A 25,561-nucleotide genomic window follows, 5' to 3' on the forward strand; every position below is an offset into this window, starting at 1 on the left:
GGTCATCCGTCGGCCGGTCCGGGGGCGCGGCGCTCGGCCAGCCGGAACTGCCGGTGCGAGAACAGCCGGTTCACCCGGTACAGGTGGCGCAGGACGCCCATCACCTCGTCGACGACGGCGGCGTCGGTGACGGCCTCGTGCGGGTACCAGTGCCGGCGCAGCCGCTCCAGCTGGAGCAGCAGCAGCGCGCCGCTGGGGAGCGGGTCCTCCAGCACCTGCGCCGAGTGGACGTGGGTGTGCACGCAGGCGGCGACGGCGTGCAGCAGGCAGTACTCCTTGGCGAGGTCGAAGAGTTCGGCGGACTGCCCGTAGTCGCGGCCGAGTGCGGCGCGCAGCCGGACGCAGCGCCCGCGCAGGTCGGCCGTGCGGGCGAGGAGTTCGCCGGCGACGTCCGCGGCCCGGGTCAGCCGGTCGCGTTCGTCGCCCTTGGCGGCCTCGGCGAGGGCCCGGAGGGCGGCCAGCGAGGCGGGGGCGGCGAGCAGGGCGTCGTCCTTGCCGCGGCTGTAGAGCTCCTGGTCCCAGGGGCGGTAGAGCGGCAGGGGGGCATCGAGGCCGTACAGCGTCCGGACGTGCGCGTCGGCCCCGGCGGCCGCGGCGGCGGCCGGCTCGTCGGCGGCGGCGAGCAGGGCGTCCAGCTGGAGGGCGAGGTTCTTGAGGTTGACGACGGTGTTGCCGTCCGCGAAGTTGGCCACCAGGAGGTCGCGGAGCATCTTCTGGTGGATGCCGTGGTGCGGCAGCCCGCGGAGGTAGAAACGGGCGCCCAGCACGATGTTGAGCTGGGACATGGTGCGTTCCAGCATCGTCGGCACGAGGTACTTGGCCACCGACGACCAGACGCTGGCCTGCTCCGGCACGAGCTGGAGGCTGCGCACCGCGCCGAGGCTGACCGCGTCGGCGACCATCAGGTCGGCGAAGCACTCGGCCAGCTGCCTGCGGGAGTACGGGATGTCGCTGACCGCCCGGCCGAAGATCACCCGGTGCTCGGTGAAGTCGAGGGTGACCCGCAGGGCGGTGTCGACGGCGGAGAGCGCGATGGAGCCGATGAGGGTCCGGGCGACCTGGGAGGTCTGCAGGGCGATCTCCAGCCCAGCGCCCTCGGCGCCGAGCCGGGCCGACTCGGGCACGAACACGCCGTCGACCCGGATGCCGCTCATGTCGAGGGCGCGCAGGCCGTGCAGCCGCTCGTCGGGCAGTTCCTCGACGGCGCCCGCCGGGGTGCGGCGCTTCTCCAGCAGGAGGATGGAGTACCCGGCGGGCCCGCCCGCCTCCTTGGTGCGGGCGAAGACGGTGAGGCCGTCGGCGACCCGGGCGTTGCCGATCAGCCACTTCTCACCGGTCAGCAGGTAGCCGCCGTCGACGCGCTCGGCCCGCATCTCGTTGCTGAGCACGTCGCTGCCGTGGTTGCGCTCGGACAGGCCCCACGCGTAGCGGCTGCCCTGCTTCATGGCGTCGACGAGGTACTGCTTCTGCTCGTCGGTGCCGGCGATCCAGGCGGGCAGGAACGCCAGGCTGGTGATGATCAGGGCGGTGGCGGTGGTCGGGTCGCGGCGGGCGATGAGGCGCAGCAGGTTGAATCCGGTCTCGACGTCGCCGGCCCGCCCGCCCTGTGCCTCGGGGATGTTGTACTCGTGCACCCCCAGCGCTGCAGCAGGTTGACGAAGGCGTACGGGTACTCCTCGCGCTCGTCGTGGTCGAGGATCCGCTCGAACGGCATCCGGCTCGCCGGGTCGTGCGGGTCTCCGAGGTGATTCTCCAACTCAGCTGCGAGTCGGTCGAGTTCTGACTTCGGCACCGGTCTCCTCCGGTTACGTGAGGGCAGGGTCGGTCAGGCCAGTGCCGCGGGTGCGGCCGCGTACATCCGGCCCGCCGCGGTGAGGTCGAGCACGGTGTCGAGTGCCGGGGCGAGCAGGTCGGCGTCGCGGCGCGGCGGCCGGCCGTCGGCCCGGGCGAGCAGGTAGCCCAGGCACGCGCCGAGCCATCCGGCGGAGCCCGGCTTCTGCCCGTACAGCGGCAGGTGGCGGCTGTGCCACCACAGCTGGAGGCAGCAGGCGGCGGCCTGGAGCCAGGCGAACCGTTCGGCCAGGTCGACGAGTTCGATGCCGGGCCGGGCCGCCGCCACCTCGGCCGGCAGGGCGCGCAGGGCGGCGTGCAGACGATCGGCGAGGGCCGCCACCGCGGGGGCGCCGGCCTCGCCGAGGGCCGCGACGGCCGGGCCCGCGACCGCACCGAGGGTGCCGGTCGCCAGGTCGCGTCCGCGGGCGTTGAGGTCGAGCCGGGCCGGATCGTACGGCGGCAGCGGCGCGTCGAGCGCGAACACCGTACGGCCCCGGTCGTCGTCCTCACCGGCTGCCGCCTTGGCCAGGGCGGGCAGTTGGGCGCTGAACGAGCGCAGGTTGGCCAGCGTGCTGGTGTCCACCACCCGCACCAGGGCCGCGTCGCGCTGGAGCTTCTGGAAGAGGCCGCCGCCCGGGCCCTCGGCGCGCAGCACCGACCGGGTGGCCAGGGTCGCGCCGCAGCGGGCGATGGCGTCCTCCACGGCCTCCGCGACCACGTGCTTCGCCGCGCAGCCCCAGACGCTGAACTGCTCGGGTGCCGCGTGGATGCCGCGGGCGGCGGCCAGCGCCACCGCGTCGGCGGCCAGCAGCGCGGCGGAGGCCACCGCCAGCTCCCGCCGCTGGTACGGGGTGTCGAGGAGGACGGCGCGGCCGGTGCGGCGTCCGGCGGCGAAGCCGAGGGTGAGCCGCAGCGCGGTGTCGGCGCAGCCGAGGCTGCCCGCGGTGGACATCAGCCGCACCACCTGCTGGGCCTTGACCGCGATCTCCAGCGCCTCGCCGGGCCTCCCGACGATCTGCTCCTCGGCGACCGGCAGGCCGTCGAAGCGCAGGTGGGCGAAGTCGATGCCGCGCATGCCGCCGGCCGGCACGGGTGCGCCGCGGTCGAGGCCGGGCCCGGCGCCGGGGAGGTCGAGCAGCACGGCGGTGAAGGCGCCCGGGCCGCGCTCCCCGGTGCGGGCGACGACGTACGCGGCGGCGCAGCGCTGCCCGAGCCCGACCATCCACTTCTCGCCGGTCAGCCGGTACCCGGGGCCGGCCGGGTCGGGCAGCAGGCGGGTGGTGTTGGCCAGCAGATCGCTGCCGTGCTCGGCCTCCGACAGCGCGAACGCGACCGCGTCCCCGGCCTGCAGCAGGGCGGCGACCTGCGCCTGCTGCGCCGGGGAGCCGTGCAGCCGGACGCAGGTGGCGGCGGTGATCGAGAACATGGTGGCGGGCATGGCGTTGAGGTCGCGGCGGGCGGCGGCCCGCACCAGCAGCAGGCTGCGGTCGAACGAGCCGAAGGTGCCGCCCAGTTCGGCCGGCAGGTAGTCGAGGTGGAAGCCGGCCGCGCGCAGCGCCGCGGCCAGCTCGTCGGGGTGGGCGCCGGCGTCGTCGCGGCGGGCGGCGGCAGCGAAGCCGTACGGGTTGGCGGGGTCGCCGGCCGGGCCGAGCCGTCGTTCCAACTGCTCGGCGGGGGCGGCCAGCAGGTCCAGGGCGCCGGTCATCCGGCACCCTCCAGGATTCCGGCGGAGGACTCCAGCGGTACCGGGCGGTAGTCGGCCGCGGCGGCGGGCACGTGCACGCCCGCGGTGCGCAGCTGGGCGATCCGGGTGTGGAAGGCGGCGCCGCGCATCAGGTGGTGGGCGACGTCGGCGACCCGGCGGCTGCCGGGCGCCTTGAGGTAGCTGGCGGTCACCCAGTCGTTGAAGCTGCCCATCGCCGGGCCGCACCAGATCTGGTAGTCGAGGGTGCGGTCGGGGTCGCCGACCGTCGACCAGCGCGAGGACATCCCCAGGTACCAGCGGAAGACCAGCGCCATCCGCCGTTTGGGGTTGCCGGCCGCGCGGGCGAGCTGGTCGGGGTCGCGGCGCTCGAAGTAGCGGACGCACTCCTGCCACACGTCGGCCAGCGGCCGCCGGAACACCTGCGCCTCCAACCGGGCCCGCTCCCCTCGGGCAGCGCCTCCAGGCCGTCGTGGGCCTGGTAGAGCTCGTAGAGCTTCTTGGCGCGCATCGGGAAGAGGGTGCCCTTCTTGAGCACCTGGAGCTCGACGCCGAGCTCGAACATGTCGGCGGCCGGGGCCATTTCGCAGTCGGCGATGCCGGCCTCGGCGAGCATCGCCTTCGTCGCCCGGGACGCCCCGGACTCCACGCACGACTGGTTGACCGACCCGGTGACGACGTACGCGGCGCCCATGGCGAACGCGGCGGCGACGGCGAGCGGGGTGCCGAGGCCGCCCGCGGCCCCGACCCGGATCGCCGCCGGGTAGCGGTGCTCGCGCTGCACGGTGTCGCGCAGCCGCAGGATGCCGGGCAGCAGCGCGGGCAGCGGCCTGCGGTCGGTGTGGCCGCCGGAGTCGGCCTCGACGGTGATGTCGTCGGCCATCGGCACGTACTTGGCGAGGTCGGCCTGGAGCGGTGTGATCAGGCCCTGTGCCAGCAGGGCGCTGACGGTGGCGGCCGGCGCGGGGCGCATGAACCGCTCGGCGGTCTCGGGGCGGGAGATCTTGGCGATCACCCGGTGCTCGGCGACGACCTGGCCGTCCGGGCCCTGCCGCAGGCCGGCGAGGCGGTAGCGGACGATGTGCGGGCTCAGGGCCATGAAGGCGGACGCCTCCACGCAGCGCACTCCGTGCCGCAGGAACAGGTCGACGGCCTCGCGCTCCAGCCGCTCCTCACTGGGGCTGTGGATGAGGTTGACGGCGAACGGCCGGGCGGGGATCTCCGCGGCGAACCGGGCGAGCGCCTTCTCGATGCTCTTCGGCAGCAGCCCGGCCGCGCCGAACGAGCCGAGGTAGCCCTCGCGGGCGAGGGCGATGACCATGTCCGCGGAGGCGATGCCGCCCGCCATCGCCCCGGCGAGGTAGGGCTGGGCGACGCCGTGCGCCGCGAGGAACGCGGCCGAGCCGAGGCGCTGCGGCGCCAGGGGGCGGCGGCCGCCAGCAGGGGCAGGCCCTGCTCGCGGCCGCCGGAGGGCACGGCGCGGCCGCCGGCGGCCGCGCCGATCCCCAGCGGGGTACGGACGACGAAGCAGGGGCGTTCCAGGTCGGCCAGGGCCTGGTAGATCCCGGCCGGGTCGGTGCTGGGGTACTGCTCGCCCTGCCAGAGCAGTGGTGTCCGGTGGTCGTTCATGGTGGGTTCCGTCTCTTCGGGCGGGCGGGTCAGGCGGTGGCCGGCTGCGAACGGACCTCGACGGCCACGCCGGTCAGCTCGTAGATCCGCAGGCCCGGCTTCCACAGGTCGGCGTCGGCGATCACGACGACCCGGCCGTCCTCGCGGCTGACTTCGCGCACGTGCACGTCGAAGCGGAGCTCCTCGTCGTGGCGCAGGATCTGGCCGCGGTACTTCCAGGCCATCCCGACGTCGGTGGCGGGCGCGAAGTGCGGGCGCTCCAGGCCGTCGGCGAGGCCCTGCTCCAGCACGTACAGCCGCAGGGCCTGCAGGACGGCCTCGACGCCGAGCGAGCCGGGCATCACCGGGTCGCGGTGGAAGTGGCAGTCGAAGTACCACTCGTCGGGGCGCACCTCGCGGTGGCCGTGCAGGTAGCCGAGGCCGTGCCGGCCGCCGTCGGCGACCAGGTCGACCCGGTCGACGAGGTGGAAGTGGCCGCCCGGCAGGTGCAGCATGCCGCCGGTCGGATCGCTGAACACCGACGCGTCGGCGGGGAGTTCGATACGGCGGACGCGATCGGCGGCGGGCTGCTCCTGCTCGATCCAGGGCGCGACGTACCGGCCGGCGTCCAAGCCGGCCTGGTTGGCCAGCGCGGCCTCGCTGAAGTACCCGAACAGCGACTCACCGGTGTAGAACACCTCGCCGTCGGCGGAGAGTTCGTAGCTGAACTTCTGCAGCACGGCGCCGTGCACGGCGCTGGTCATCAGCAGCCTGGAGTGGTGGCGGACGGTCCTGCCGCGCAGGTCCAGGTCCTTGACCAGGGTGGCGTGCCCGTCGAGGTTGCGGATGGCGTACTCGGTGTCGGGCTGCTTGAGCGTGGCCCCCAGGTAGTAGCCGAGCAGGATCGCGGCCTGCAGCGAGGTCTCCATGTGGACGCAGTTGGGCATGTGCGGGTACGCGTTCTGCGCGTAGTACCAGGCGTCGGCCGGGGAGTCGTACTCGGTGACCATCTCGGAGCCGGGGCCGAGGTCGCCGCGGGTGCCCTTGAGCGACATGATGCGGTCGACGAACTGGAAGTCCCCGTTGGGGATGTAGGGCGCCCGGTGGTCGTGGTAGACGTCGAACTCGGGGCCCATCGCGGTGCCCAGGTCGCCCTTGGCGGCGTGCGCCAGGTGCAGCTCGTTGATCATCGCGGGCTCGCCGGAGCGGTTGCGCCGGCCGAGGAAGGCCGGCACGCCGCCCGCCTCCGGGCGGTACGGGGTGCCCTCCTTCTCGCGGATCTGGATGCCGAAGTTGCGCATCCGGATGACCGGCTTGTCGCCGAGGTGCACCAGCACGTCGGCGATCACCGAGGGCCGCGGGAGCAGCGTCAGTTCCCGTACCTCGATCTCGTACCGGATCTCCGTGTGCTGCGGGGTGATCTGGCCGCGCACCTGGACTTCGGTCTGCAGGCCGACGATGGTCTGGAAGCGCGCGTCGGGCAGCACCAAGTGCATGCCCTGGTGCAGCAGGTACGTCTGCAGCGCCTGCACGGCGCCCTCGGCGACCATGGATCCGGCCAGCACCGGGTCGTCCGGGAAGTGGCACGCGAAGTACCAGGCGTCGGGCTGGAGCCGCTTGGTGGCGGTGAGGGCGCCGAGCCCGCGGGGGCCGCCGGTGCGGTCGATCCGCAGCTCGTCGATCATGCGCAGCCGGGCGTCCGGCAGGCGCAGCGCCGGGTTCAGCCCCTCGTCCTGGGCGTGCTCGGGGCCGAAGACCTCGCCGGGGCGGCCCTGGGCGAGGAGTTCGAGGTCGGCGGCGGTGAGGTGGTTCCTCTCCGTCCGGGCGAGCGGCTTGAACCAGGTCCTGGTGAGGGCCTCGCGAGCGGCGCGCTCCTTCGCGGTGATGACGACGCCGAGCGGGGTGTCCAGCTCGGCCTGGCTGAAGAACCCCGCGGAGGCGTCCTTGAGTTCGAGGATGAGCTCGCCGTCGGCGTAGCAGAGGTAACTGAAGAAGAAGAGCGTGGTGTCGCCCTGGGTGACGAACCGGTTGATGGAGATGTCGTAGCGCAGGGTCTGGCCGGCCCGCGGCAGGTCGCCGTGGAAGACCAGGGTGGAATCGAGCAGCCGGTAGACCCGCTCGCCCTTGTTGCGGAAGTCGATGCCGAGGTAGCTGATCAGCAGCAGGTCGCACTGGCCCGCCTCGATGGCGACCGCCGGCGGCACCCCGCCGTCGACGGTGTACCAGGCGTCCTCGGGCACGTCGTACTCGGTGCGGATGAACGACGGCTGGTAGACACCGGTCTCGGCCCGCAGCTCGGTGACCCGGGTGACGAAGTGGTACGGCGGCGCGGGCAGCCGCACCCGCTTCGGGTAGCCGTCGATCTCGGCGAAGGCGGGGCCGAAGACGTCGGCGAGCCGGCCGGTGGCGAACGCGAGCAGGTCGGCCTCGTCCCAGACGACGCCGGACTGCCCGGCGGGCGGCAGTGCCGGGGCGGCGGACGGGGCGGGCGGCAGCGCGGGGGCGGGGGCCGGCGCGGCGGGGAGTGCGGGCGCCGGCGCGGGCCGCGGCGCGGCCTCGACGACCAGCGGTTGCGACGGCAGCGGGACCCCGGGCAGCGGTGCGGCGGGCGGGGCCGCCAGCAGGGCCTCCGTCCGGGCGAGCGTGCTGTCCTGCAGGACGCGCTGGGTCTCCATCACCACGGAGTGGGTGGCCATCAGCTGCTCGCGCAGTTCGCGCACCAGGTCGTGCGCCCCGTAGCCGTCGCCGGCGGGCGCCGCGGCGGGCGGCCCGGCCGTGCGGGCGGCCTTCGTAAGCGGGGCAGGAGCCCGGAGCGGGGTCTCGGGGGCAGCCGGTTCGCTCCACGGGAGGAAGGAAATCGGCTCGCCGTCGAAGGCGATGACCTCCGGGTCGGCGAGGGTCGGGTCGGCGGGCATCTGGTCCTCCGGGGCGAAGGGGGCGGCGGGTCCGGGTGGGGCGGCCGGGCCGGACGGGGCGACCGGCAGCGGACGCCCGCCCGCGGGCCCACCGCTGCCGGAGCCACGGGCCGGGGCGGCGGCCGCGACGGCGGTGAGCACCGGCTCGGCCTGCGCCACGGGCCGGACGGCCACCGGCACGGCGGGCCGCGGGGCAGCCGGGGAGGCCAGGGAGGCCGCGGCCGCGAGGAGTTCCGCGGTACCGGCCGCGATCCGGCCGGGGACGGAGGGCCCGCCACCGACCGGGAACAGCATCCGGCGCCGGGCCGGGACGGCCGGCGCGGGGCCGAGCAACCCCGCCAGGTCGAGCGGTATGCCGTGCGCGACGAGCCGGGCGACGAGCTGCGCCAGGGACCGGGCCGCGGGCACGCCGCGGCGGTCCACCGACACCGCGACGTGCGCGGCGTCGCCGAGCGTCTCGCGCACCCAGCGCGTGCAGGTGGCACCGGGCCCGACCTCGACGAAGCAGCGGAAGCCGCGGTCGTAGGCCTCCCGGACGAGCCGCGGGAAGTCGATGGTGGAGCGCAGCGTGTGGGCGATCCGTCCGGCGATCTCGGCCCGGTCGGCGGTGCGCACCGGCCCGTAGTCGTACGCGCTGAGCAGTTCCAGGCCGCCGGGCGAGCCGGTCGGGTGGTCGTTGAGTTCGGCGAGGCCGGCGAGGTCGCCGTCGACGACCGGGCAGTGCATCACGCCGTTGACCGGTGAGCGGGCCGCCGGGCAGCCCAACTCCTCGATGAGGGCGCGGCACTGGGCGGGGTCGCCGGCGACGACGAGCTCGCCGGGCGTGTTCACGTGGGTGAGGAACACCCGGCCGTAGCGGGTGAGCGCGGCCCGCACGGTGTCCGCGTCGGCGAGCAGCACGTGGCCGGCCCAGACCGCGGAGTCGGGGGTGTCCGCCGGGAGGTCCCACAGCTCGCGGACGCTGGTGCGGGCGCCGTTCAGCCGGTGCCGGAAGAGCGGTGTGGCGCTGATCCGGTCGTCGCGGCGGGCGGTGCGCTGCCAGCCGCCGGTGGCGAACAGCATGCTGGACTCGCCCAGGCTGTAGCCGAACGCGCCGTGCACGGGCACGCCCAGCAGGTCGCGCACCAGGTCGGTGTGGAGGATCGCGAAGGTGGTGCCGGTGGCGAGCATGAACGGCAGGTCGTCGGCGAGTTCGGCCTCCAGCGCCATGAGCTCGCGGCGGCCGGGAGTGGACTGGGTGCGCGGGTGGAGCCGGGCCGTGCGGAACGTCGTGTCCGGCTGCTCCACCTCGCTCTCGAAGCGCTCCAGCAGGCCGGGGAAGGCCCGGAACAGGTCGCGGCCCAGACCGGGGTAGGAGGTGACGGCGCCCGGGTAGACCAGCGCCACCTTGGCGTCGGGGCCGAGCGGCGCGGGGGTGAAGCAGCTGCCCGCCGGGGTCGCCCAGTCCTCGCCGCGCTCCCAGGCGGCGGGCACGTCCTGCGCGGCGAGCGCGAGCTGGCGGCCGAGTTCGCCGGCGTCCCGGCCCACCAGCACCACCCGCGGCAGGCCGGTGGGCAGCACCGCGGCGGCGTCCCGGGCCAGCGCGTACGGGTCGGCGCCGTCGGCGAGCAGGCCGCGGTGGCGCTCGATCGCGGCGAGCAGGGCCGCCGGACCGGGCGCGCCGAGGGCGAGCAGGGCGGGTCCGCCGGCCCGCTGCCAGTCGCGTTCCTGCCGGGCGCCGGCGGTGTGTGCGGCGGAGACCACCAGCAGGCCGTGCGCACCTCCCCCGCCGAGGAACGACACCGCCGCGTACCGCCGGCCGCTGCGCTCGGTGCGCAGCCACGGCCGGGACGTGTCGGGCAGGTGGCAGCCGGTGGCGGCGAGCCGCTCCGCGTGCGCGGGGGCGGGGCGCTGCCAGCCGGGCACGCCCGGCTGGTAGCCGTGGTGGACGGCGAGGACGGCGCGCAGCAGCCCGGCCATCGCCGCGGCGCCCTGGGCGTCGCCGATCTGGGCCTTGGCGCTGCCGAGCGCCGGGCCGGGGGTGCCTGCGGGGTGGAGGGCGGCGAGGGCGGTGAGCTCGGCGGTGTCCTGCGCGGCGCTGCCGGCGGCGTGCGCCTCCAGGTAGCCGATGTCGGAGGCGGTGATCCCGGCGTCGGCGTGCGCCTGCACGGCGGCGGCGGTGAGCGTGGCGGGGTCGGCCTCGGGCAAGTCGCCGCCGACCGCGTCGGCGTGCCGTACGGCGACGGCGTCGAGGCGCGCGTAGGCGGGGCGGGTGCCCTCGCCGGGCCTGGTCAGGACGACGGCTCCGGCGCCCTCGCCGATCCTCCAGCCCTCGGTGCCGTCGCCGAAGGCGAGGCCGGGGCCGGCCGCGGGGGCGCCGTCGGCGGCGAACCGGCGCAGCACCTGCTCGGGCGAGCCGGCCAGGTCGACGGCGCCGACCAGGACGGCTTCGACGGTGTCGTCGAGCAGCAGCAGCCGGGCGGTCTCCAGGGCCTGGGCGGTGCCGGCGCCCTCGGCGGAGACGGTGAAGGACGGCCCGGTGAGGTTCCAGAGCGAGGAGATGCGGCTGGCCATGATGTTGCCGATGTAGCTGAGCACCTCGTTGGCGACGATCGGCTCGTGCACGCCGTCGCGGGCGAGCGCGGATAGCCGGGTGCGCTGCTCGTCCGTCAGCGAGGCGTCGGCGAGGAGTTCGCGCAGGTACCCGCCGATCCGGTGGCGGGCGAGGTGGAGGTGCGCGGAGGGTTCGATCTCCATGGCGACGACCACGCCGACCCGGCGCGGCTCGGGTGCGCCCTGCCCGGGGGCGGGCTCGCGGCGGTAGCCGGCGTCGGTGAGGGCCTCGTCGGCGACCTTCGACATCAGGGCGTGCTGCAGGTTGTAGTTGCGCAGGTCGGCGGGCGGGATGCGCTGGTCGACGGGGTCGAGCCCGGCGGTGTCGACGAACGCGCCGACCGGCCGCGCGTCGCCGGTGATCCCGGCCTCGGCGAGCGCGCCGTCGGCGGTCTCCTCCAGGCCGCGCCAGCGGCGTTCCGGCAGCGGACGGAAGGCGTCCAGGCCGTCGTGCAGGGCCCGCTCGTACGCGGTGACGGAGTCGAACGTGCCGAAGTGCGCACCCAGGCCGACGATGTCGAGCACGGGCAGCTCCGTGCGCGGGCCGCCGCCCGGGCCGCCGGGGTCCGGGTCGCCCGGCCCGCCGTCGCCCGCCGGTACGGCGTCGGAGAGCACCACGTGGGCGTTGGTGCCGCCGAAGCCGAACGCCGAGACGGCGGCCCGGCGGGCTCCCGGGGGCCGGCCAGGCCCGGCCGGTGCGGACGAGCGCGGCCGCCGCGGCGCCCTGCGGTCCGGGGACGGGTTCGTCGACGCCGATGGTCGGCGGCAGGTGGCCGTGCTCCATCGCCAGCACCACCTTGAGCATGCTGCTCAGCCCGGCGACGGTCAGCAGGTGGCCGATGTTGCCCTTCACCGAGCCGAGCAGCGGCAGTTCGCCGTACGGGCCGAAGAAGCCCGCGACCGAGCCGGCCTCGGTGCTGTCGCCGATCGGGGTGCCGGTGGCGTGGCACTCCAGGTAGTCCACGTCGGCGGGCGAGACGCCCGCCGCGTCGTAGGCGAGCCGGTACGCGCGGTGCTGGCCCGCCTCGTTGGGCACCAGCAGGTGGCGGCCGCCGCCGTCGTTGGAGAGGCCGATGCCCTCGATGACGGCGTGGATGCGGTCGCCGTCGCGCTGCGCGTCGGCGAGCCGGCGGACGGCCAGCATGCCGGCGCCCTGGCCGGTGAGGATGCCCGCCGACCGCGCGTCGAAGGGCTGGCTGAAGCCGTTCTCCGGGTAGGCGTGCAGGTCGGAGAAGCAGAGGTGGATGAGGGTCGGGTCGGGGGCGCACACCCCGCCGGCGAGCACCAGGTCGGCCTGGCCGGTGGCGAGGTGGTCGCAGGCGAGCTTCAGCGCGTACAGCGCCGAGGAGCAGGCGGCGTCCAGCGCGTACCGGGGACCGCCGAGGCCGAGGGCGGCGCCGACGATCCGCGCGGGCGCGCCGCTGACGTGGGCGTCCGCCGCGTCCCGGACGGGCCCGGGCCGCCGCGGCGGCACCGGCACGCCGCCGCGGCGCAGCCCGTCCACGACGGCCTGCTCGATGAGCGGCAGGCTGAGGTCGGCCGAACCGGGCGTCGGGAAGGAGTAGTTGCCCAGCACCAGCCCGGTCCGGGCGAGCAGCTCGGGCCGGTCGAGGTGCCCGGAGCTGCGCAGCGCCTCCCGGGCCACGTGCAGCGACCAGTGGAAGACCCGGTCGAGCCCGGCGAGGCGCTCCGGGGCGAGCCGGTAGCCGGTCGGGTCGAAGGCGAAGTCGCGGACGAATCCGCCGCGGGTGCAGGTGATGCGGTGCTCCGGGTCGAGGTCGCGCGGGTCCGCGGGCGGTCCGAAGACCTCCGGTCCGCCCTCGGTGCGGCTGTCCGTGGCGGTGCTGAGGTTGTGCCAGAACTGCTCCGGGGTCTCGGCGCCCGGGAACAGGCAGGAAAGGCCGACGACGGCGTACGTGCTCATGGAAGCTGTGGTCCCTCCGGTCTGCGGGGCGGCCCGGCCGGCCGTACGGTGACGGCCGGCCGGACCTGCCGGGTCGGGTGCGTCAGCCGCTGACGAACTTGGCGGCGAGCTGCGGCGTGGAGACGAGGCTGACGCCGCTCAGCCGGGCGAGGACCCGCCCGCCGCGGCCCACCGCGGTGACGGTGAGGCCGGCCGACGTCCCGTTCACCGAGGCGGGTTCGACCACGGCGAGGAAGGTCTCGCCGCTCTCCGGCGCCCGATGCAGCTCGGCCCGGGCGACGGACAGCGGCAGGCTCGCGGTCGAGCGGAAGAGCCGCATCCACACCAGGCCCGCCTGCAGCAGCAGGTCGGTGGTGCCGGGCCGGTAGAGCCGACCCTCGTACGCGCCCGCGGCGGTGGGCGGTTCGGTGAGCGCGCACTCCAGGACGAACCGGCTCTCGTCCTCGGCGAGGACGCGTCGCACCCCCTGCAGCGCGGCGCCGTGGAAGAGCGTGCCGTCGGCGTAGAGGCCGCTCGCGTCGCGGCCGCCGCCCGCGGCGGGCAGGCCCGCCAGGACGGGGTGGTTCAGCTCCGACGCCGGATCGGCGCCGAGCACGACGGTCGCCGCGTAGTGCGGGCGGACGGCACCGTCCGCGGCGACCGAGCGGATCACCACCTCGGTGGTGGCCCGGTCGCCGGCCGGGGTGGCCGCCAACTGCAGCCGCTCGGGCCGGGCGTCGTCGAAGAGCAGCCCCTTGTGCACGGCGAAGTCCCGCACCTGGCGGACGGTCCCACCGCTGAGGCGCTCCACCGCGCCGACCGCCCAGCCGAGCGCCAGCGCGGCCGGCAGCACCGGGACCCCGCCGATCACGTGGTCGGCGACGATCGGCTCGCCGGCCAGCGGCGCCACCTCACGCTCCAGCACCGAGACGGCCTGCGGCACGGACGGCGTGCGCACCGACAGCGGCGTCGTCGGCCCGAGCACGGTCACCGTGTCGTGGCCGCGCCCGGCCGCGAACTGGCCGGTGAACAGCGCCGCTCCGGTCTCCACCGGGATCAGCGTGATCCCGCGCTCCTGGAACACCGCCTTGATCTGCGGCGACACCATCCCGCTGTCCCAGGCGCCCCAGTTGAGCGAGGTGACCCGGGCCTGCGGGTGCCGGCGCTTGAACGAGCTCGCCCAGGCGTTCAGCACCTCGTTGGCCATCGCGTAGTCCGACTGCCCCTGGTTGCCGAAGAACCCGGCCACCGAGGAGAACAGCACCACGTGCCGCAGCTGCTCCGGAGACAGCGCCTCCACGACCGCCCGCAGACCGCCCAGCTTCGGGGCGAACACCCGCTCGACCTCCGACGCCCGCTTGCCCGCGATCAGCTGGTCGGCCAGCACTCCGGCCCCGTGCACCAGACCGGTGACCCGGCCCGCGTACGGCGCGAGCGCGGCGGCCGTCGCCGCGGCATCCGTGATGTCGACGGCCAGGTACTCGGCCCGGGAGCCGGCGGCCTGCAGCCGCGCCAGCGTGTCCCGGACCTCCCGCTCGCCGACGACACCCTGGTAGAGCTGCTCCACCCGCTTCGGGGTGGGCTTCTCGCCCGCCGCCTTCAGGTGCGCGACCGCCGCGGCCTTGAGCTCCGCCGCGCCGCTCACCCCGGCCGCCCAGGCCGGCTCCTCGCCGAGCGCCGTCCGGCCGAGCAGCAGCAGGCCCGGACGGTGCGCAGCGGCCAGGTCGGTCACGCAACGGGCCGTGATGCCGCGCCCGCCGCCGGTGACCACCAGCAGGTCGTCGGAACCGAGTTCGGGCACCGCCCGGTCGGTGGCGGCCGCAGGACCGGTCGGCACGTCGCCCAGGGTCAGCGCGACCCGGCGCCTGCCGTCGAGGCCCACCTGGACGGGCTCCGGGACGGCGTCGTGGATCTCCGTGATCAGCAGGTCGGCGGCGGCCCGGTCGGCCACCGTGGGCGCCAGGTCGACGGCCCGGCAGAAGAGTTCGGGGCCTCCACGGCCAGGGTCTTCACGAGACCGCCGTAGCCGCCGGAGGGCACCAGCTCCTCGGCCACCCCGGTCAGACCGAAGGCGCCGTCCAGCCGGGTGACGGTGACGAAACCGGCCCGTCCGGCCGCGGCGGCCCGGGTCAGCGGCTCCACCAGGTGCTTGGCGACGAGCAGCGCGTGCCCGAGCCGGCGCACCCCGTCCGCCCAGTCGGTGTCGGCCCGGGTCGCGAAGGTGACGGCCAGCGCGAGCGGCCGGTCGAGGATCTGCTCGGCGCGTTCGGCCAGTTCGGTCACGCCCCAGCCGGTGAGCGCGAAGTCCTCGGTGCCCTCGACGGTACGGCTGACGGACGGCAGCCGCAGCACCCGCACCTGCCAGCCGCGCGCCACCAGGCGCCCGGCGACCAGCGGCACCAGTGCGCCGCCGTCGTCCACCAGCAGGGCGCCGGACCCGGCCGGGTAGGCGTCCACCAGCACGTCGGGCAGCGGGAGTTCGGCGAGTGCCGCCTGGGCCCGGCCGATCGCGCCGACCGTCGGCGCGGGCTCCGTACGCGGCGCCGGCTCGGTCCGCGGCGCGGCGACGGGGGTGGCGACAGCCGCGGCGGGGGCGGCCGGCGCGACGGCCGTGCCAGCGCCTCCGCCCGTTCCCGTCATGAAGTCGACGATCTGCCCGAGCGTGCGCAGCTCACCCAACTGCTCCGGCCCCACCGGCACATCACTGGGGAACTGCTCCGACAGCACACCCAGGATCTCGACCCGCTTGATCGAATCGATCCCCAGATCCGCCTCGACATCCATGCCCAACTCGAGCATCTCCGCCGGATACCCCGTCTTCTGCGCCACCACCGCCAACAACGCAGCAGCAACCGCCTCCCCACTCACCACCGCACCACCGGCAACCGGCCCAGCCGGAACAGACGCAGGAGCGGCAGCCGGAGCCGGGGCCGGGCCGGCCACCCCCACCATGAAGTCGACGATCTGCCCGAGCGTGCGCAGCTCACCCAACTGCTCGGGCCCCACCGGCACATCACTGGGGAACTGCTCCGACAGCACACCCAGGATCTCGACCCGCTTGATCGAATCGATCCCCAGATCCGCCTCGACATCCATGCCCAACTCGAGCATCTCCGCCGGATACCCCGTCTTCTGCGCCACCACCGCCAACAACGCAGCAGCAACCGCCTCCCCACTCACCACCGCACCACCGGCAACCGGCCCAGCCGGAACAGACGCAGGAGCGGCAGCCGGAGCCGGGGCCGGTACGGGCGGGGCGGTCGGCAGCGCCGGCAGCGGCGCCGCCTCGGCAATCGGTACGGGCGCAGCTACGGGTGCCGGTACGGGCGCGGGCACCGGCAGGGGCGCCGGCACCGCCGCGGTTGCGGGCGCAGCGGCGACCGCTGCCGGTGCCGTGCCGGCGGTGCCGCCGCCCAGTTCCAGTGCGGCGAGGTCGCGCAGGATCTCGTTGGCCCGCAGGTGGGTCCGGCCGATCGCCAGGCCGTGCTCCTTCACCGCGGTGACGCCGGCGAGGACCTCGTCGACACGGCCCTGATCCGCGGCGTTCTCCAGCAGGCCGGTGAGCCGCTGGGCGCTCTGCAGCTGGCCGTTGAGGTAGTCGTCGTGCAGCGCGAGGTGGTCGGCGATGAGTTCGGGCAGCCGGTCGGCAGCGGCACCGGCGGCGGGGTCGTGGTCCACGGGTTCGTTCTCCTGAACGACGGGCCCCGAGGGCGGGGCGGCGGTCACCGCGACGACGGGCACCGCGGACACGGGCGCGGGCACGGACGCGGGCACCGCCACGGGCATGACGGCGGCGGCGGGCTGGGCTGCGGGGCGGGCGGGCGGCACGATCACGGGCGCGGCCGTGGCCGTGGCCGCGGGCACCCGGTAGCCGTGTTCCAGCGCCTCCCGGTAGGCGGCCTTCCGGGCCTCCGGGACGTGGTTGATGCCGTTGAGCATGACGGTCATGCCCTTGCCCGGTTCGGTCGGCGCGACGGGCGCGACGTAGCGGTCGGCGACCGCCAGGGGGACGCCGAGGACGGCGAGCCGGGCGACGGCGCGCTTGAGGGTGAGGTCGGCGTCGGCGCCCGGTCCGCCGTCGAGGCGCACCGCGTGGTGCGGGCGGTCGCCGAGAATGCGCCCGACGAGCTGGGTGAGGACGCCCTTGGGTCCGAATTCGACGAACGTCCGGAAGCCGGCCGCGTACATCTCCTCGACCCGGTCGGCGAAGTGCACCGGGTTGACGAGCTGTTCGGCGAGCAGGGCGGCGTTGGCGGCCGGATCGGCGCCGTACGTGCCACTGGGGGTGTTGGCGAAGACGGGCCGGGCGGGCGGGCCGACCTCCACCGTGTCGACGGCGCGGCGGAATGCCTCGACGGCGTGGGCGACGAACGGCGTGTGGAAGGCCGCGGAGACGGGCAGCCGGCCGGCCCGCACCCCGGCGTCGGCCGCCGCGGCGACCAGCCGCTCGACGGCGTCGGTGGGGCCGCCGAGCACGGTCTGGTCGGCGGCGTTGCGGTTGCAGACCACCAGCTCCGGGTGCTGGGCGAGGAGGGCGGCGACGACACTCCGGTCGCCCGTGACGGCGGCCATCGCGCCGGCGTCGAAGCCGGGGTCGGCGGGCGGTGCCATGGCCGCGCCGCGGGCCCGGGCGAGCGCGAAGTACGCGTCGTCGGTGAGCGCCCCCGCGGCCCAGAGGGCGGTCAACTCGCCGAAGCTGTGGCCGAGGTGGCCGTCGGCGGCGAAGCCGAGCTCGGTCAGGTACCGGTGCTGGCCCGCGGCGAGGGCGCCGATCGCGGGCTGCGCGTACTCGGTGCGGCGCAGCGACTCCTCCTGCGCCTGCCGGCCCGCCGCCGAGAACGCGGGGGCCGGGAAGGCGATCCGGGAGAGCGGCTCGGTGCCGCCGAACTCCCGGTTGGCCCGGTCGAAGGCGGCGCGCAGCGGGGGCAGCGCGAGCACGGCCCGGTGGCCGGGGTTGACGTACTGGCTGCCCTGTCCGGCGTAGAGGGCGCCGAGCTTGCCGAGGTCGGCGGCCTCTCGGCGGTACCAGAGGCCGCGGGGGTGGGCCCACTCGGCGGCGTCCGGCGTGCCACGGAGCTCCTGGGCGGCGAGGGTGCGCAGTTCGGCGAGTTCGGCGTCGTCGCGGGCGGCGAGGGCGAGCCGGGCGTGTCCGGCGGGGGCCGGCCCGGCCGAGGCGGGGGCGCCGTCGGCAAGCAGGGCGGCGAGGGCGGCCGGGGCGGGGGCGTGCCACAGGTGCACCCTGGCGACGGGGAACATCACCTGGAGGTCGTCGCCGTCGCCGTGCTCCTCCAGGACGAAGTGGAAGTTGGTGCCGCCGAAGCCGAAGGAGGAGATCGCGGCGCGGCGTTCGGCGCGGCGCGGGTCCTTGATCCAGGGACGGCTCTCGGTGTTGACGTAGAACGGGCCGGTGGCGAAGTCGATGGCGGGGTTGGGCTCGTCGACGTTGATGGTGGGCGGCAGCACCTTGTGGTGCAGGGCGAGCGCCAGCTTGATCATGCCGGCGGCGCCGGCCGCCGCCTTGGTGTGCCCGATCTGGGATTTCACGCTGCCGACGGCGGCGTACTGCCGCTCGCCGGTGGTCTCGGCGACGACGGCGGCGAGCGCGGAGAGTTCGGTGGCGTCGCCGACGGCCGTGCCGGTGCCGTGCGCCTCGAAGAGCTCGACGCTGTCGGGGGTGCAGCGGGCGTCCTCGTACGCGCGGCGCAGGGCGACCATCTGGCCCTCCTTGCGCGGGGCGTAGATGGACTTGAAGCGGCCGTCGCTGGAGGAGCCGATGCCGCGGATCACGGCGTAGACGTCGTTGCCGTCGCGTTCGGCGTCGGCGAGGCGGCGCAGGGCGAACATGCCGATGCCCTCGCCGATGAGGGTGCCGTCGGCGTCCTTGTCGAACGGGCGGATGCGGCCGACCTTGGAGAAGGCCGGGGTCTTGCTGAAGCAGAGGTACATGAAGATCGTGTTCTCGGCGTCGCAGCCACCGGCGATCATGGTGTCGGCGCGGTGTTCGAGGAGTTCGCTCACGGCGGCCTTGGTGGCGGCGAGCGAGCTGGCGCAGGCCGCGTCGATCGTCATGTTGGTGCCGCCGAGGTCGAGCCGGTTGGCGATGCGGCCGGCCACGACGTTGCCGAGCATGCCGGGGAAGGAGTTCTCCTCCCAGGGGGCGAAGGCGAGCTTGAACTTCTCGGCGATCTCCTCGGCGTCACGGTCGCTGAGGCCGCAGCTGCGCACGACCTCCTTGAGCACGGGGGTCTGCAGGCGGGCGGAGAGCGGCTGGGTGAGCTGGTTGGCGCCGGTGATGCCGAGGATGACGCCGGTGCGGTCGGGCCGGTACCAGTCCCGGTCGGCACCGGAGTTGCGGAGCACGTCGCGGGCGACGACCAGGCTGAGCAGCTGGAGGACGTCGGTGACCTCCAGCGTGGTGGGCGGGAGGCCGAACTCCATCGGGTTGAACGCCACCGGCGGGATGAAGCCGCCGCGTCTGGCGTAGGTCTTATCGGGTGCGGACGGGTCCGGGTCGTAGTGTTCCGTGACGTCCCAGTGGGTGCTCGGCACGTCCTCGATGCAGTCGGCGGCGGCCATCACATTGCCCCAGAACTCCCGCAGGTCACGGGACTTGGGGAAGAGCGCGGAGAGGCCGACGATGGCGACGGGTTCGTCCGCAAGACGGTGGCCGATCTCCGCGTCGGTCATGGGGCTGGTGGGCTTCGAGGTGTTCACGGCAGGGCTCTCTCGGTGTCGGAGGGCCGGGTCCCGGGCCTGGTTCGGGCAGCCGGGGCCCGTCATGTCGGGCCTGCGTCAGACCTTCGTTGCGTGGGCCGGGTGCGGCACCCCGGCGGGACGGACCAGGCCGGCGATCACGGCGGCGGCGTCCGGCCGGCTGAGCATCGTGTAGTGGTCGCCGGGGCTGCGGTGGAGTTCCAGGCCGTGCGGCGCGAGCGGTCCCCAGCCGAGGGTGGGGTCGCCGGGGACGAGGCTGCGGTCGGCCGTGACGAGCACCAGCGGCAGGCCGGTGGGCCGGGGGTGTAGGGCGCGGTCAGCCGGTTGTTGCGCAGCAGGCCGTCCACGTAGGTGTCGTAGAGCTTGCGCAGGCCCGGCGGCGAGGTGTCGGCGGGCAGGGCCCCGCTCGCGGCGGCGGCGGCGAGGACGAGGCGCAGGCCGTCCGTCACCCCGCGGCCGGCGAGGCGGCCGGCGTCGACCTCGACCGGCCGGCCCCGCTTGGCGCCGAGGTACATCGCGAACCAGCCGAGCAGCAGCGATGGTTCGAGGGCGTCGTCGGGCTGCTGGTACTCCGCCGTGGGCGCGATGCTGTCGAGCAGGACCAGCCGGTGCGGCCGGAGGCGGGGCGGCTGGAGCTCCGCCATCGCCTGGGCGACCACGCCGCCGAACGACCAGCCGGCCAGGGTGTACGGGCCGCCGTCGTGCAGCCTGGCGTGCTCGTCGGCGAGGCGCTCGGCCAGCGCCTCGACGGTGGTGGCGGCGCGGCCGCCGGTGAGGGCGGCCTCCCCGTACTCGGGCAGGCCCGAGAGGTCGAGGACGGTCAGGCCGACGCCGTCCGGCAGCGCGTCGGCCAGGGCGCGGTGGACGCCGGCCGCGAGCGCCCCGGGGTGGACCAGGTGGACGGTGCCCCGGCCGGCGGCGGGCCGGGCCAGGTGGTGGACGAGCGCCGGGCCGACGTCACGCCGAGGCCGCATGCGGATCCCCTGCCCGGGTGGCGGACTCCTCGGCGATGTACTCGGCGAGGTCCTTGATGCTGGGGTGGTACCAGAGGGTGGTCGTCCCGAGCTCGAAGCCGAGCCAGTTCTCCATCTCGCCGGCGAGGATGAGGGCTTCGGTCGAGTCGAGGTCGAGCTCGTCGAAGTACTGGTCCGGCGGCACGTCCTCGGCCGGCACTCCGAGCCGGTGGGCGATCTTCTCGATCAGCCACTGCTGGGCCTCAGCTGCGGTCACGACAGGCACAGTCGGTCCTTCCCACGGTGCATTGACATTCGTCCTGGCAGAACATTTTTCCGGGCAGCCGTCGGCAAAGCAGCGGCAAAGCCGCGCCGACGGGGCGAGGGCGCCGAATGGCGCCGCGCCGCAGTGCGGCAGGGCGGCCGATCCGGCCGGGTGTGCGAGGGAGCGGGATGCCGACGACCGGCAGCAGATGGCTCTGACCTGCTGGAACACCGGCAGGCGATGTCTCGGTCGCGACGGAGGGATAATGACGACGGCGGGATCGGTGGCGGACGACCCGCACCTCCCGAATCAGGACCGTACGCGAGTGCTAATCAGCCGTGCAACCAACTCCGCACAAATAAACGCGCCCGCAATGCCGGAGAAATGTACCGACCGGACGGAATATCCGGGAAACCGGGGAACGCACCGGTAATGCGCGAATACCGGCGGCTGCTGATTCGAATACGTACGCGCCTTACCGCCGTTGGCCTGCGCGCCGCTCAGGGCCGCCGGGGCGCCGGCCGCCGTATGGTTCAGCCTTCAACTGCGTCTTGCCGCACGGTCCGGCGTTTGGCTATGGTCACGTCAGAGCACCCGGGGGCCGCCCCCGGACGCGCTCTCCCCACTCCTGCGCGACCACGGAACGAAGGCCGGCGTGTCCACGCACCAGCGCAGCACCACCCGCCCCCGCAGACCCTCCGTCACCTGCGGCAGGCACACGAAAGGGCGGGCCCGCCATCCGGCGGACCCGCCCTTCGAAGCTCGTCGCTCAGGCCAGCTGCACCACGGCGCGCGACATGCCGAGCACCTTCTGGCCGCCGTTGGTGGCCAGAAGGTCGACCCGCACCCGGCGGCCGTCCAGCAGGGCGGCCACCTTCGCCGACACCTCGACCACCGCGCCGACACCGTCGTTCGGCACCGGGACGGGCCGGGTGAAGCGCACGCCGTACTCGACCACCGCGGCCGGGTCGCCGACCCAGTCGGTGACGACCCGGATGGCCTCGGCCATGGTGAACATGCCGTGCGCGATGACGTCCGGCAGGCCCACCTCCAGGGCGAACTTCTCGTTCCAGTGGATCGGGTTGAAGTCGCCGGAGGCGCCCGCGTACTGCACCAGCGTGGCGCGCGTCACGGGGAAGGACTGCGCCGGCAGCTCGGTGCCGACCTCGACCTCGTCGAAGCTGATCGCCATCGGTGTCACTCCCCGCCTCGTCGGCCGCCCGCGCGACCAGCGTCATGACCGACGTCACCACGTGCTCGCCGCTCTCGTCCTCGACCTCGCCCCGTACGGACAGCACGTCGTTGCCGGCCAGCGACTTGATGGAGTCGATGGTCACCGTGACGGTCAGCCGGTCGCCGGCCCCGACCGGGCGGCTGTAGGCGAACTTCTGGTCTCCGTGCACCACCCGGCTGTAGTCCAGGCCCAGCTCCGGGTCGGTGACGACCTGTGCGGCGGCCGCGTACGTCAGCACGAACGGGAAGGTCGGCGGCGCGATCACGTCCGGGTGCCCGAGCGCCTTGGCGGCCTCCGGGTCGGTGTACGCCGGATTGATGTCACCGACGGCGGCCGCGAACTCGCGGATCTTCTCCCGGCCGACCTCGTAGGGCGCAGTGGGCGGGTACGTCCGCCCGATGAAGGAGGGGTCGAGCGGCATGGGCAACTCCTCTGATCAACCGTCAGGATGCAGAAATGACTCCAGGCCGCGCCCCGGAGGGGGAGCGGCCTGGAGTCGAGGCAAAGTCAGCGGGTCTCGCGGTGCGCCGTGTGAGAGTTGCAACGCGGGCAGTGCTTCTTCATCTCAAGACGGTCCGGGTCGTTACGCCGGTTCTTCTTGGTGATGTAGTTCCGCTCCTTGCACTCCACGCAGGCCAGCGTGATCTTCGGGCGGACGTCAGTGGCAGCCACGGGAGTGCCTTCCTGGGACAACGAATAAGAACACAGACAAGTGTAGCCGATCGGGAGTTCGAGACCCCCGATCGACTACGCGGGGTAGCGGTGACCGGACTTGAACCGGTGACACAGCGATTATGAGCCGCTTGCTCTACCAACTGAGCTACACCGCTTTGATGATCGACATCCGCCGGGGCGGAGGACTTTCACCAGAGCCCCCATGCGGAATCGAACCGCAGACCTTCTCCTTACCATGGAGACGCTCTACCGACTGAGCTATAGGGGCGAACGAGGAAGAGATTACACGGTTCCCGGCCAGAGGTGAAATCCGTATCCGGCGGGCAAGTCCCCAGGTCGGCGGGGCGCACGGATGCTTCCTGGACGTACGGCCGTTCGACGCGGCGCGCATCCCGGGCGGCCCGGCCGACACGGCTTCAGCCCGCCTCCGGGCCCACCGCCCGCCCGCACCCTAGGCTCGACCAGCGGCGATCCTGCGGCCGACCGGCTCACCACCGGGCGGGCTGCCGGACGCCGGGCCGGGGACCGCAGGCAGGGGTCCACCAGACAGGGAGGAGCGTGCCGATGACCGCGGACGACCCATCCGCCGGCGGGCCGCACTCCGGCCCCCGTCCGGCAATCCCCTGGAGCACGGCCCCGTCCTGCTGCTGGCCGGCGCCCGGCTCACCGACGGGCGGGTGGTCGACGTCAGGATCAGCGGCGACCGCATCCAGGCCGTGGGGAGCACCGGGAGCCTGGGGCCGATCCAGGCACTGCCCGGGGCTCCGACCGTCACCCACGGCGCGCGGATCGACCTGAGCGGCTACCTGCTGCTGCCGGCCCCGGCCGAGGCGCACGGCCACTACGACTGCGCGCTGACCTCCGCACTGCCCGCACCGCCGCCGGAGAGCGGTGCGGACCTCGTCCGGAGGGTGACCGAGGCCACCCTCACCTCGCTCGGCTACGGCGCCACCGCCCAGCGCACCCACGTCAGGATCGGCGACGCGCACGGTCTCACCCGTCTGGAGGCGGTGCTGGCGGCGCGCCAGGCGGTGCGCGGGCTCGCCGAACTCCAGGCGGTCGCGATGCCGCGGCTGCTCACCGGGCTGGCCGGCGCGGACGGCCGGGCCCAGCTGAGAGAGGCACTGAAGCTCGGCGCCACCGCCGCCGGCGGCTGCCCCGAGCTGGACCCGGATCCGGTGGGGTACGCCCAGGTGCTGCTGGAGGCGGCACGCGAGGCCGACTGCCCGGTCGACCTGCACTGCTCAGCCGTCGACCCGGCCCAACTGGCCCGGCTGGCCGGGGTGCTGGCCCCACTGCGGCCCCGGGTGGCTCTCGGGCCGTGCAGTGCGCTGCCGCCGGGAGGCTCCGCCGCGCTGGCCGCCGCCGGCGTCCGGGTGGTCTGCCTGCCGCAGAACGGCGGCTGTTCCGGCCTGGAGGGCCCCGCCGTGGGCCTGCCGCCCGCCACCGTCCGGGAACTCGTCCGGGCCCAGGTGCCGCTGACGGCCGGCAGCGGGGCGCTGCGCGACCCCTCCTCCCCGCCGGCCGGGCCGACCCGCTGGAGGCCGCCTTCCTGCTGGCGGCCGGCGGCGCACTGAGCCCGGAGGCCGCCTATGACGCGGTCTCCAACCAGGCGCGGACCCTGCTCGGCCTGCCGCCCGTCCGGGTGGACGCGGGATTCCCCGCCGAGCTGCTGGCCGTCCGCGGCGACAGCCTGACCGGCGCGCTCGCGGGCGGGCACAGCCGGCTGGTGGTCCACAGCGGCCGGGTGGTCAGCCGGACGAGTGCGGTCCGCGAGTTCGCGGACACCGTCGCCCTGGCCCTCCCCCGCCAGAGCGGGCCGACCTGACCCGGGCTCCCTGGCGACGGGCCACCGCCCACCCCGGGTCGGCCCCGCTCAGAGGACATGCCTGCCGGTGAGGCGGCAGGCCGTGGCGAAGCCGGCCACCGCCGGGATCCAGACGGCGCCCATCATCATGGAGAGGCCCCAGAGGCGGTGCAGCGCCTCCGGGACGCCGGACCTGGGATAGAGCGCGAGGCCGGAGCGGGCGTGGCGGGTGATCGCCACCGGGTCGGACCGGTCGACGCCATCGGCCTGGAGGGCCCCACGAAGCGCGGCCCTGGTCACGGGGAGGTTCTCGACGGACAACCCGATCCCGTGGCGATCACGGAGACGGAACTCGTCGACGTACCCCCGCCGCGCGAGATCGTACTGAAGCGGCGCACTCGGCGGAGCTGATCGAGTTCGACGGTGCGGCGGCCGGTCAGGGTCAGCGCGGAGATGAGCAGGCGCCCGTCGGCGTTCGTGACCTCCGGGCGTCCGGCCCAGCCCTGGTGGATCCCGAGCAGCAGGCACCCGAAGAGGCCGCCGGTGAACGTGGCGATGCCGGTGTGGTTGCCCCGCAGGACAGAGGTGCGCATCAGAACGATGTCCAGGAGAACGATCAGGACCCACGCGGCTGCGAGGGACCACACGACGCGACGCATCCGGCGGCGGGCCACCGACACGGGCACGGGTGGCCGCCCGGCCGCCGCGCCCGGCTGCTGCCGCGTCAGCGAGAGGCCCTCCAGCCCGGCGGCCCGCTGCCACTCGCGATCCCAAGCGTTCACAACGACACAGCATAGGAAGCGACTTCACCGTGCTGTAGCCCTGGGACGCGGAGACTCGACCGACGGATCGACCCCGGCCTCGCCCCTTCGCAGCATCGTCGATCGACGGGGCAACCCGATCGAGGGCCCAGGAGTCCGGGCCTCCCGTGGATGTAGCGTCCCGGCCCACCCGGGCAGGATCGCCGCAGGAAGCAAGAAAGAGAGGCCCTGGCCAGCGTCTCCGCTGATCAGGGCCCCTCTTCGTATCCTGTGGCTGGTGCAGGGTTCGAACCTGCGTAGCTTGCGCGGCAGATTTACAGACCGCCCAACGATTAGCCCGAACATGTCTTGTGACCTGCGTTGTCAGGACTCTGCCGGTTCCGGATCGCGGCCTTGGTCCGTGACTGGTCCGGATCTTGCCGGGAGCGGGATCCCCCTGCTCGGCTGCGGCATCCTTCTTGCTCGGCCTCGGGGATCGAGGGGTACCACTGACTGCAGTCGGCGATGGTGCCACCTGGCACCGACTGACGACGAGCAACCCTGCGCCCGGACTGTGTTGTCCCGTTCGTCCCCGAGCGTGTCGCCCCGCTGCGAGAATG

Annotated in this window: 12 protein-coding genes, 2 tRNA genes and 6 pseudogenes; 1 reads left to right on the forward strand and 19 read right to left on the reverse strand. The window is 74.6% G+C overall.

What is annotated here, in order from left to right:
• Window positions 1–2: 2 nt before the first annotated feature.
• From ABEB13_RS18020 to ABEB13_RS18100, 17 genes and pseudogenes are all read right to left on the reverse strand, one after another.
• On the reverse strand, window positions 3–1,634 hold the full coding sequence (locus tag ABEB13_RS18020) for an acyl-CoA dehydrogenase family protein (protein ID WP_345706316.1): 1,632 nt from the start codon (window positions 1,632–1,634) through the stop codon (window positions 3–5).
• Between the two features lie 191 nt (window positions 1,635–1,825).
• Window positions 1,826–3,538, reverse strand: coding sequence for an acyl-CoA dehydrogenase family protein (locus tag ABEB13_RS18025; RefSeq protein WP_345706317.1), 1,713 nt, complete (start codon window positions 3,536–3,538; stop codon window positions 1,826–1,828).
• The gene (locus ABEB13_RS18030) at window positions 3,535–3,750 is read right to left on the reverse strand and encodes a hypothetical protein (RefSeq protein WP_345710010.1); all 216 of its coding nucleotides are present in this window, start codon (window positions 3,748–3,750) and stop codon (window positions 3,535–3,537) included. The genes ABEB13_RS18025 and ABEB13_RS18030 overlap by 4 nt, the downstream gene beginning before the upstream one ends.
• Before the next feature lie 81 nt (window positions 3,751–3,831).
• Window positions 3,832–3,957 (reverse strand): annotated as a pseudogene (locus ABEB13_RS18035) (PfaD family polyunsaturated fatty acid/polyketide biosynthesis protein); the annotation flags it as partial.
• An 86-nt stretch (window positions 3,958–4,043) separates the two neighbouring features.
• Window positions 4,044–5,066 (reverse strand): annotated as a pseudogene (locus tag ABEB13_RS18040) (nitronate monooxygenase); the annotation flags it as partial.
• Window positions 5,018–5,164: pseudogene (locus tag ABEB13_RS18045) on the reverse strand (hypothetical protein); the annotation flags it as partial. The pseudogenes ABEB13_RS18045 and ABEB13_RS18040, both read right to left, overlap by 49 nt.
• 29 nt (window positions 5,165–5,193) lie before the next feature.
• Complete coding sequence (locus ABEB13_RS18050; RefSeq protein WP_345706318.1) at window positions 5,194–11,268, reverse strand: beta-ketoacyl synthase N-terminal-like domain-containing protein; 6,075 nt, start codon at window positions 11,266–11,268, stop codon at window positions 5,194–5,196.
• A 190-nt stretch (window positions 11,269–11,458) separates the two neighbouring features.
• Window positions 11,459–12,574, reverse strand: a pseudogene (locus tag ABEB13_RS18055) (beta-ketoacyl [acyl carrier protein] synthase domain-containing protein); the annotation flags it as partial.
• Window positions 12,575–12,656: 82 nt separating this feature from the next.
• Entirely contained in the window at window positions 12,657–14,504 is a 1,848-nt protein-coding gene (locus ABEB13_RS18060; RefSeq protein ID WP_345706319.1) for an SDR family NAD(P)-dependent oxidoreductase, read from the reverse strand.
• Window positions 14,474–19,267 carry a beta-ketoacyl synthase N-terminal-like domain-containing protein gene (locus ABEB13_RS18065; RefSeq protein ID WP_345706320.1) on the reverse strand — a complete coding sequence of 1,598 codons (4,794 nt, stop codon included), beginning with the start codon at window positions 19,265–19,267 and terminating at the stop codon, window positions 14,474–14,476. The genes ABEB13_RS18060 and ABEB13_RS18065 overlap by 31 nt, the downstream gene beginning before the upstream one ends.
• A gap of 137 nt (window positions 19,268–19,404) precedes the next feature.
• A complete protein-coding gene (locus ABEB13_RS18070; RefSeq protein WP_345706321.1) occupies window positions 19,405–20,241 on the reverse strand; it encodes a thioesterase domain-containing protein in 837 nt (278 codons plus the stop codon).
• Entirely contained in the window at window positions 20,225–20,497 is a 273-nt protein-coding gene (locus ABEB13_RS18075) for an acyl carrier protein (protein ID WP_345706322.1), read from the reverse strand. Before ABEB13_RS18075 ends, ABEB13_RS18070 begins: the two co-directional genes overlap by 17 nt.
• A 757-nt stretch (window positions 20,498–21,254) precedes the next feature.
• The gene (locus ABEB13_RS18080) at window positions 21,255–21,677 is read right to left on the reverse strand and encodes a MaoC family dehydratase (RefSeq protein WP_100892780.1); all 423 of its coding nucleotides are present in this window, start codon (window positions 21,675–21,677) and stop codon (window positions 21,255–21,257) included.
• 13 nt (window positions 21,678–21,690) lie between these two features.
• Window positions 21,691–22,140: pseudogene (locus tag ABEB13_RS18085) on the reverse strand (FAS1-like dehydratase domain-containing protein); the annotation flags it as partial.
• A gap of 86 nt (window positions 22,141–22,226) precedes the next feature.
• On the reverse strand, window positions 22,227–22,391 hold the full coding sequence (gene rpmG, locus ABEB13_RS18090) for a 50S ribosomal protein L33 (RefSeq protein ID WP_006604855.1): 165 nt from the start codon (window positions 22,389–22,391) through the stop codon (window positions 22,227–22,229).
• Window positions 22,392–22,476: 85 nt separating this feature from the next.
• Window positions 22,477–22,549, reverse strand: a tRNA-Met gene (locus ABEB13_RS18095).
• 40 nt (window positions 22,550–22,589) lie between these two features.
• Window positions 22,590–22,662: transfer RNA gene (locus tag ABEB13_RS18100), tRNA-Thr, on the reverse strand.
• 313 nt (window positions 22,663–22,975) lie between these two features.
• Here ABEB13_RS18100 and ABEB13_RS18105 point away from each other — a divergent pair.
• Window positions 22,976–24,222, forward strand: a pseudogene (locus tag ABEB13_RS18105) (amidohydrolase family protein).
• 48 nt (window positions 24,223–24,270) lie between these two features.
• Here the strand turns inward: ABEB13_RS18105 and ABEB13_RS18110 are convergent.
• Window positions 24,271–24,501, reverse strand: a complete 231-nt coding sequence (locus ABEB13_RS18110) for a hypothetical protein (RefSeq protein WP_345706323.1) — start codon at window positions 24,499–24,501, stop codon at window positions 24,271–24,273.
• Entirely contained in the window at window positions 24,498–24,983 is a 486-nt protein-coding gene (locus tag ABEB13_RS18115; RefSeq protein WP_345706324.1) for a hypothetical protein, read from the reverse strand. The genes ABEB13_RS18110 and ABEB13_RS18115 overlap by 4 nt, the downstream gene beginning before the upstream one ends.
• Between the last annotated feature and the right edge of the window lie 578 nt (window positions 24,984–25,561).

This window comes from Kitasatospora paranensis, from assembly GCF_039544005.1.
Taxonomy (GTDB): domain Bacteria; phylum Actinomycetota; class Actinomycetes; order Streptomycetales; family Streptomycetaceae; genus Kitasatospora; species Kitasatospora paranensis.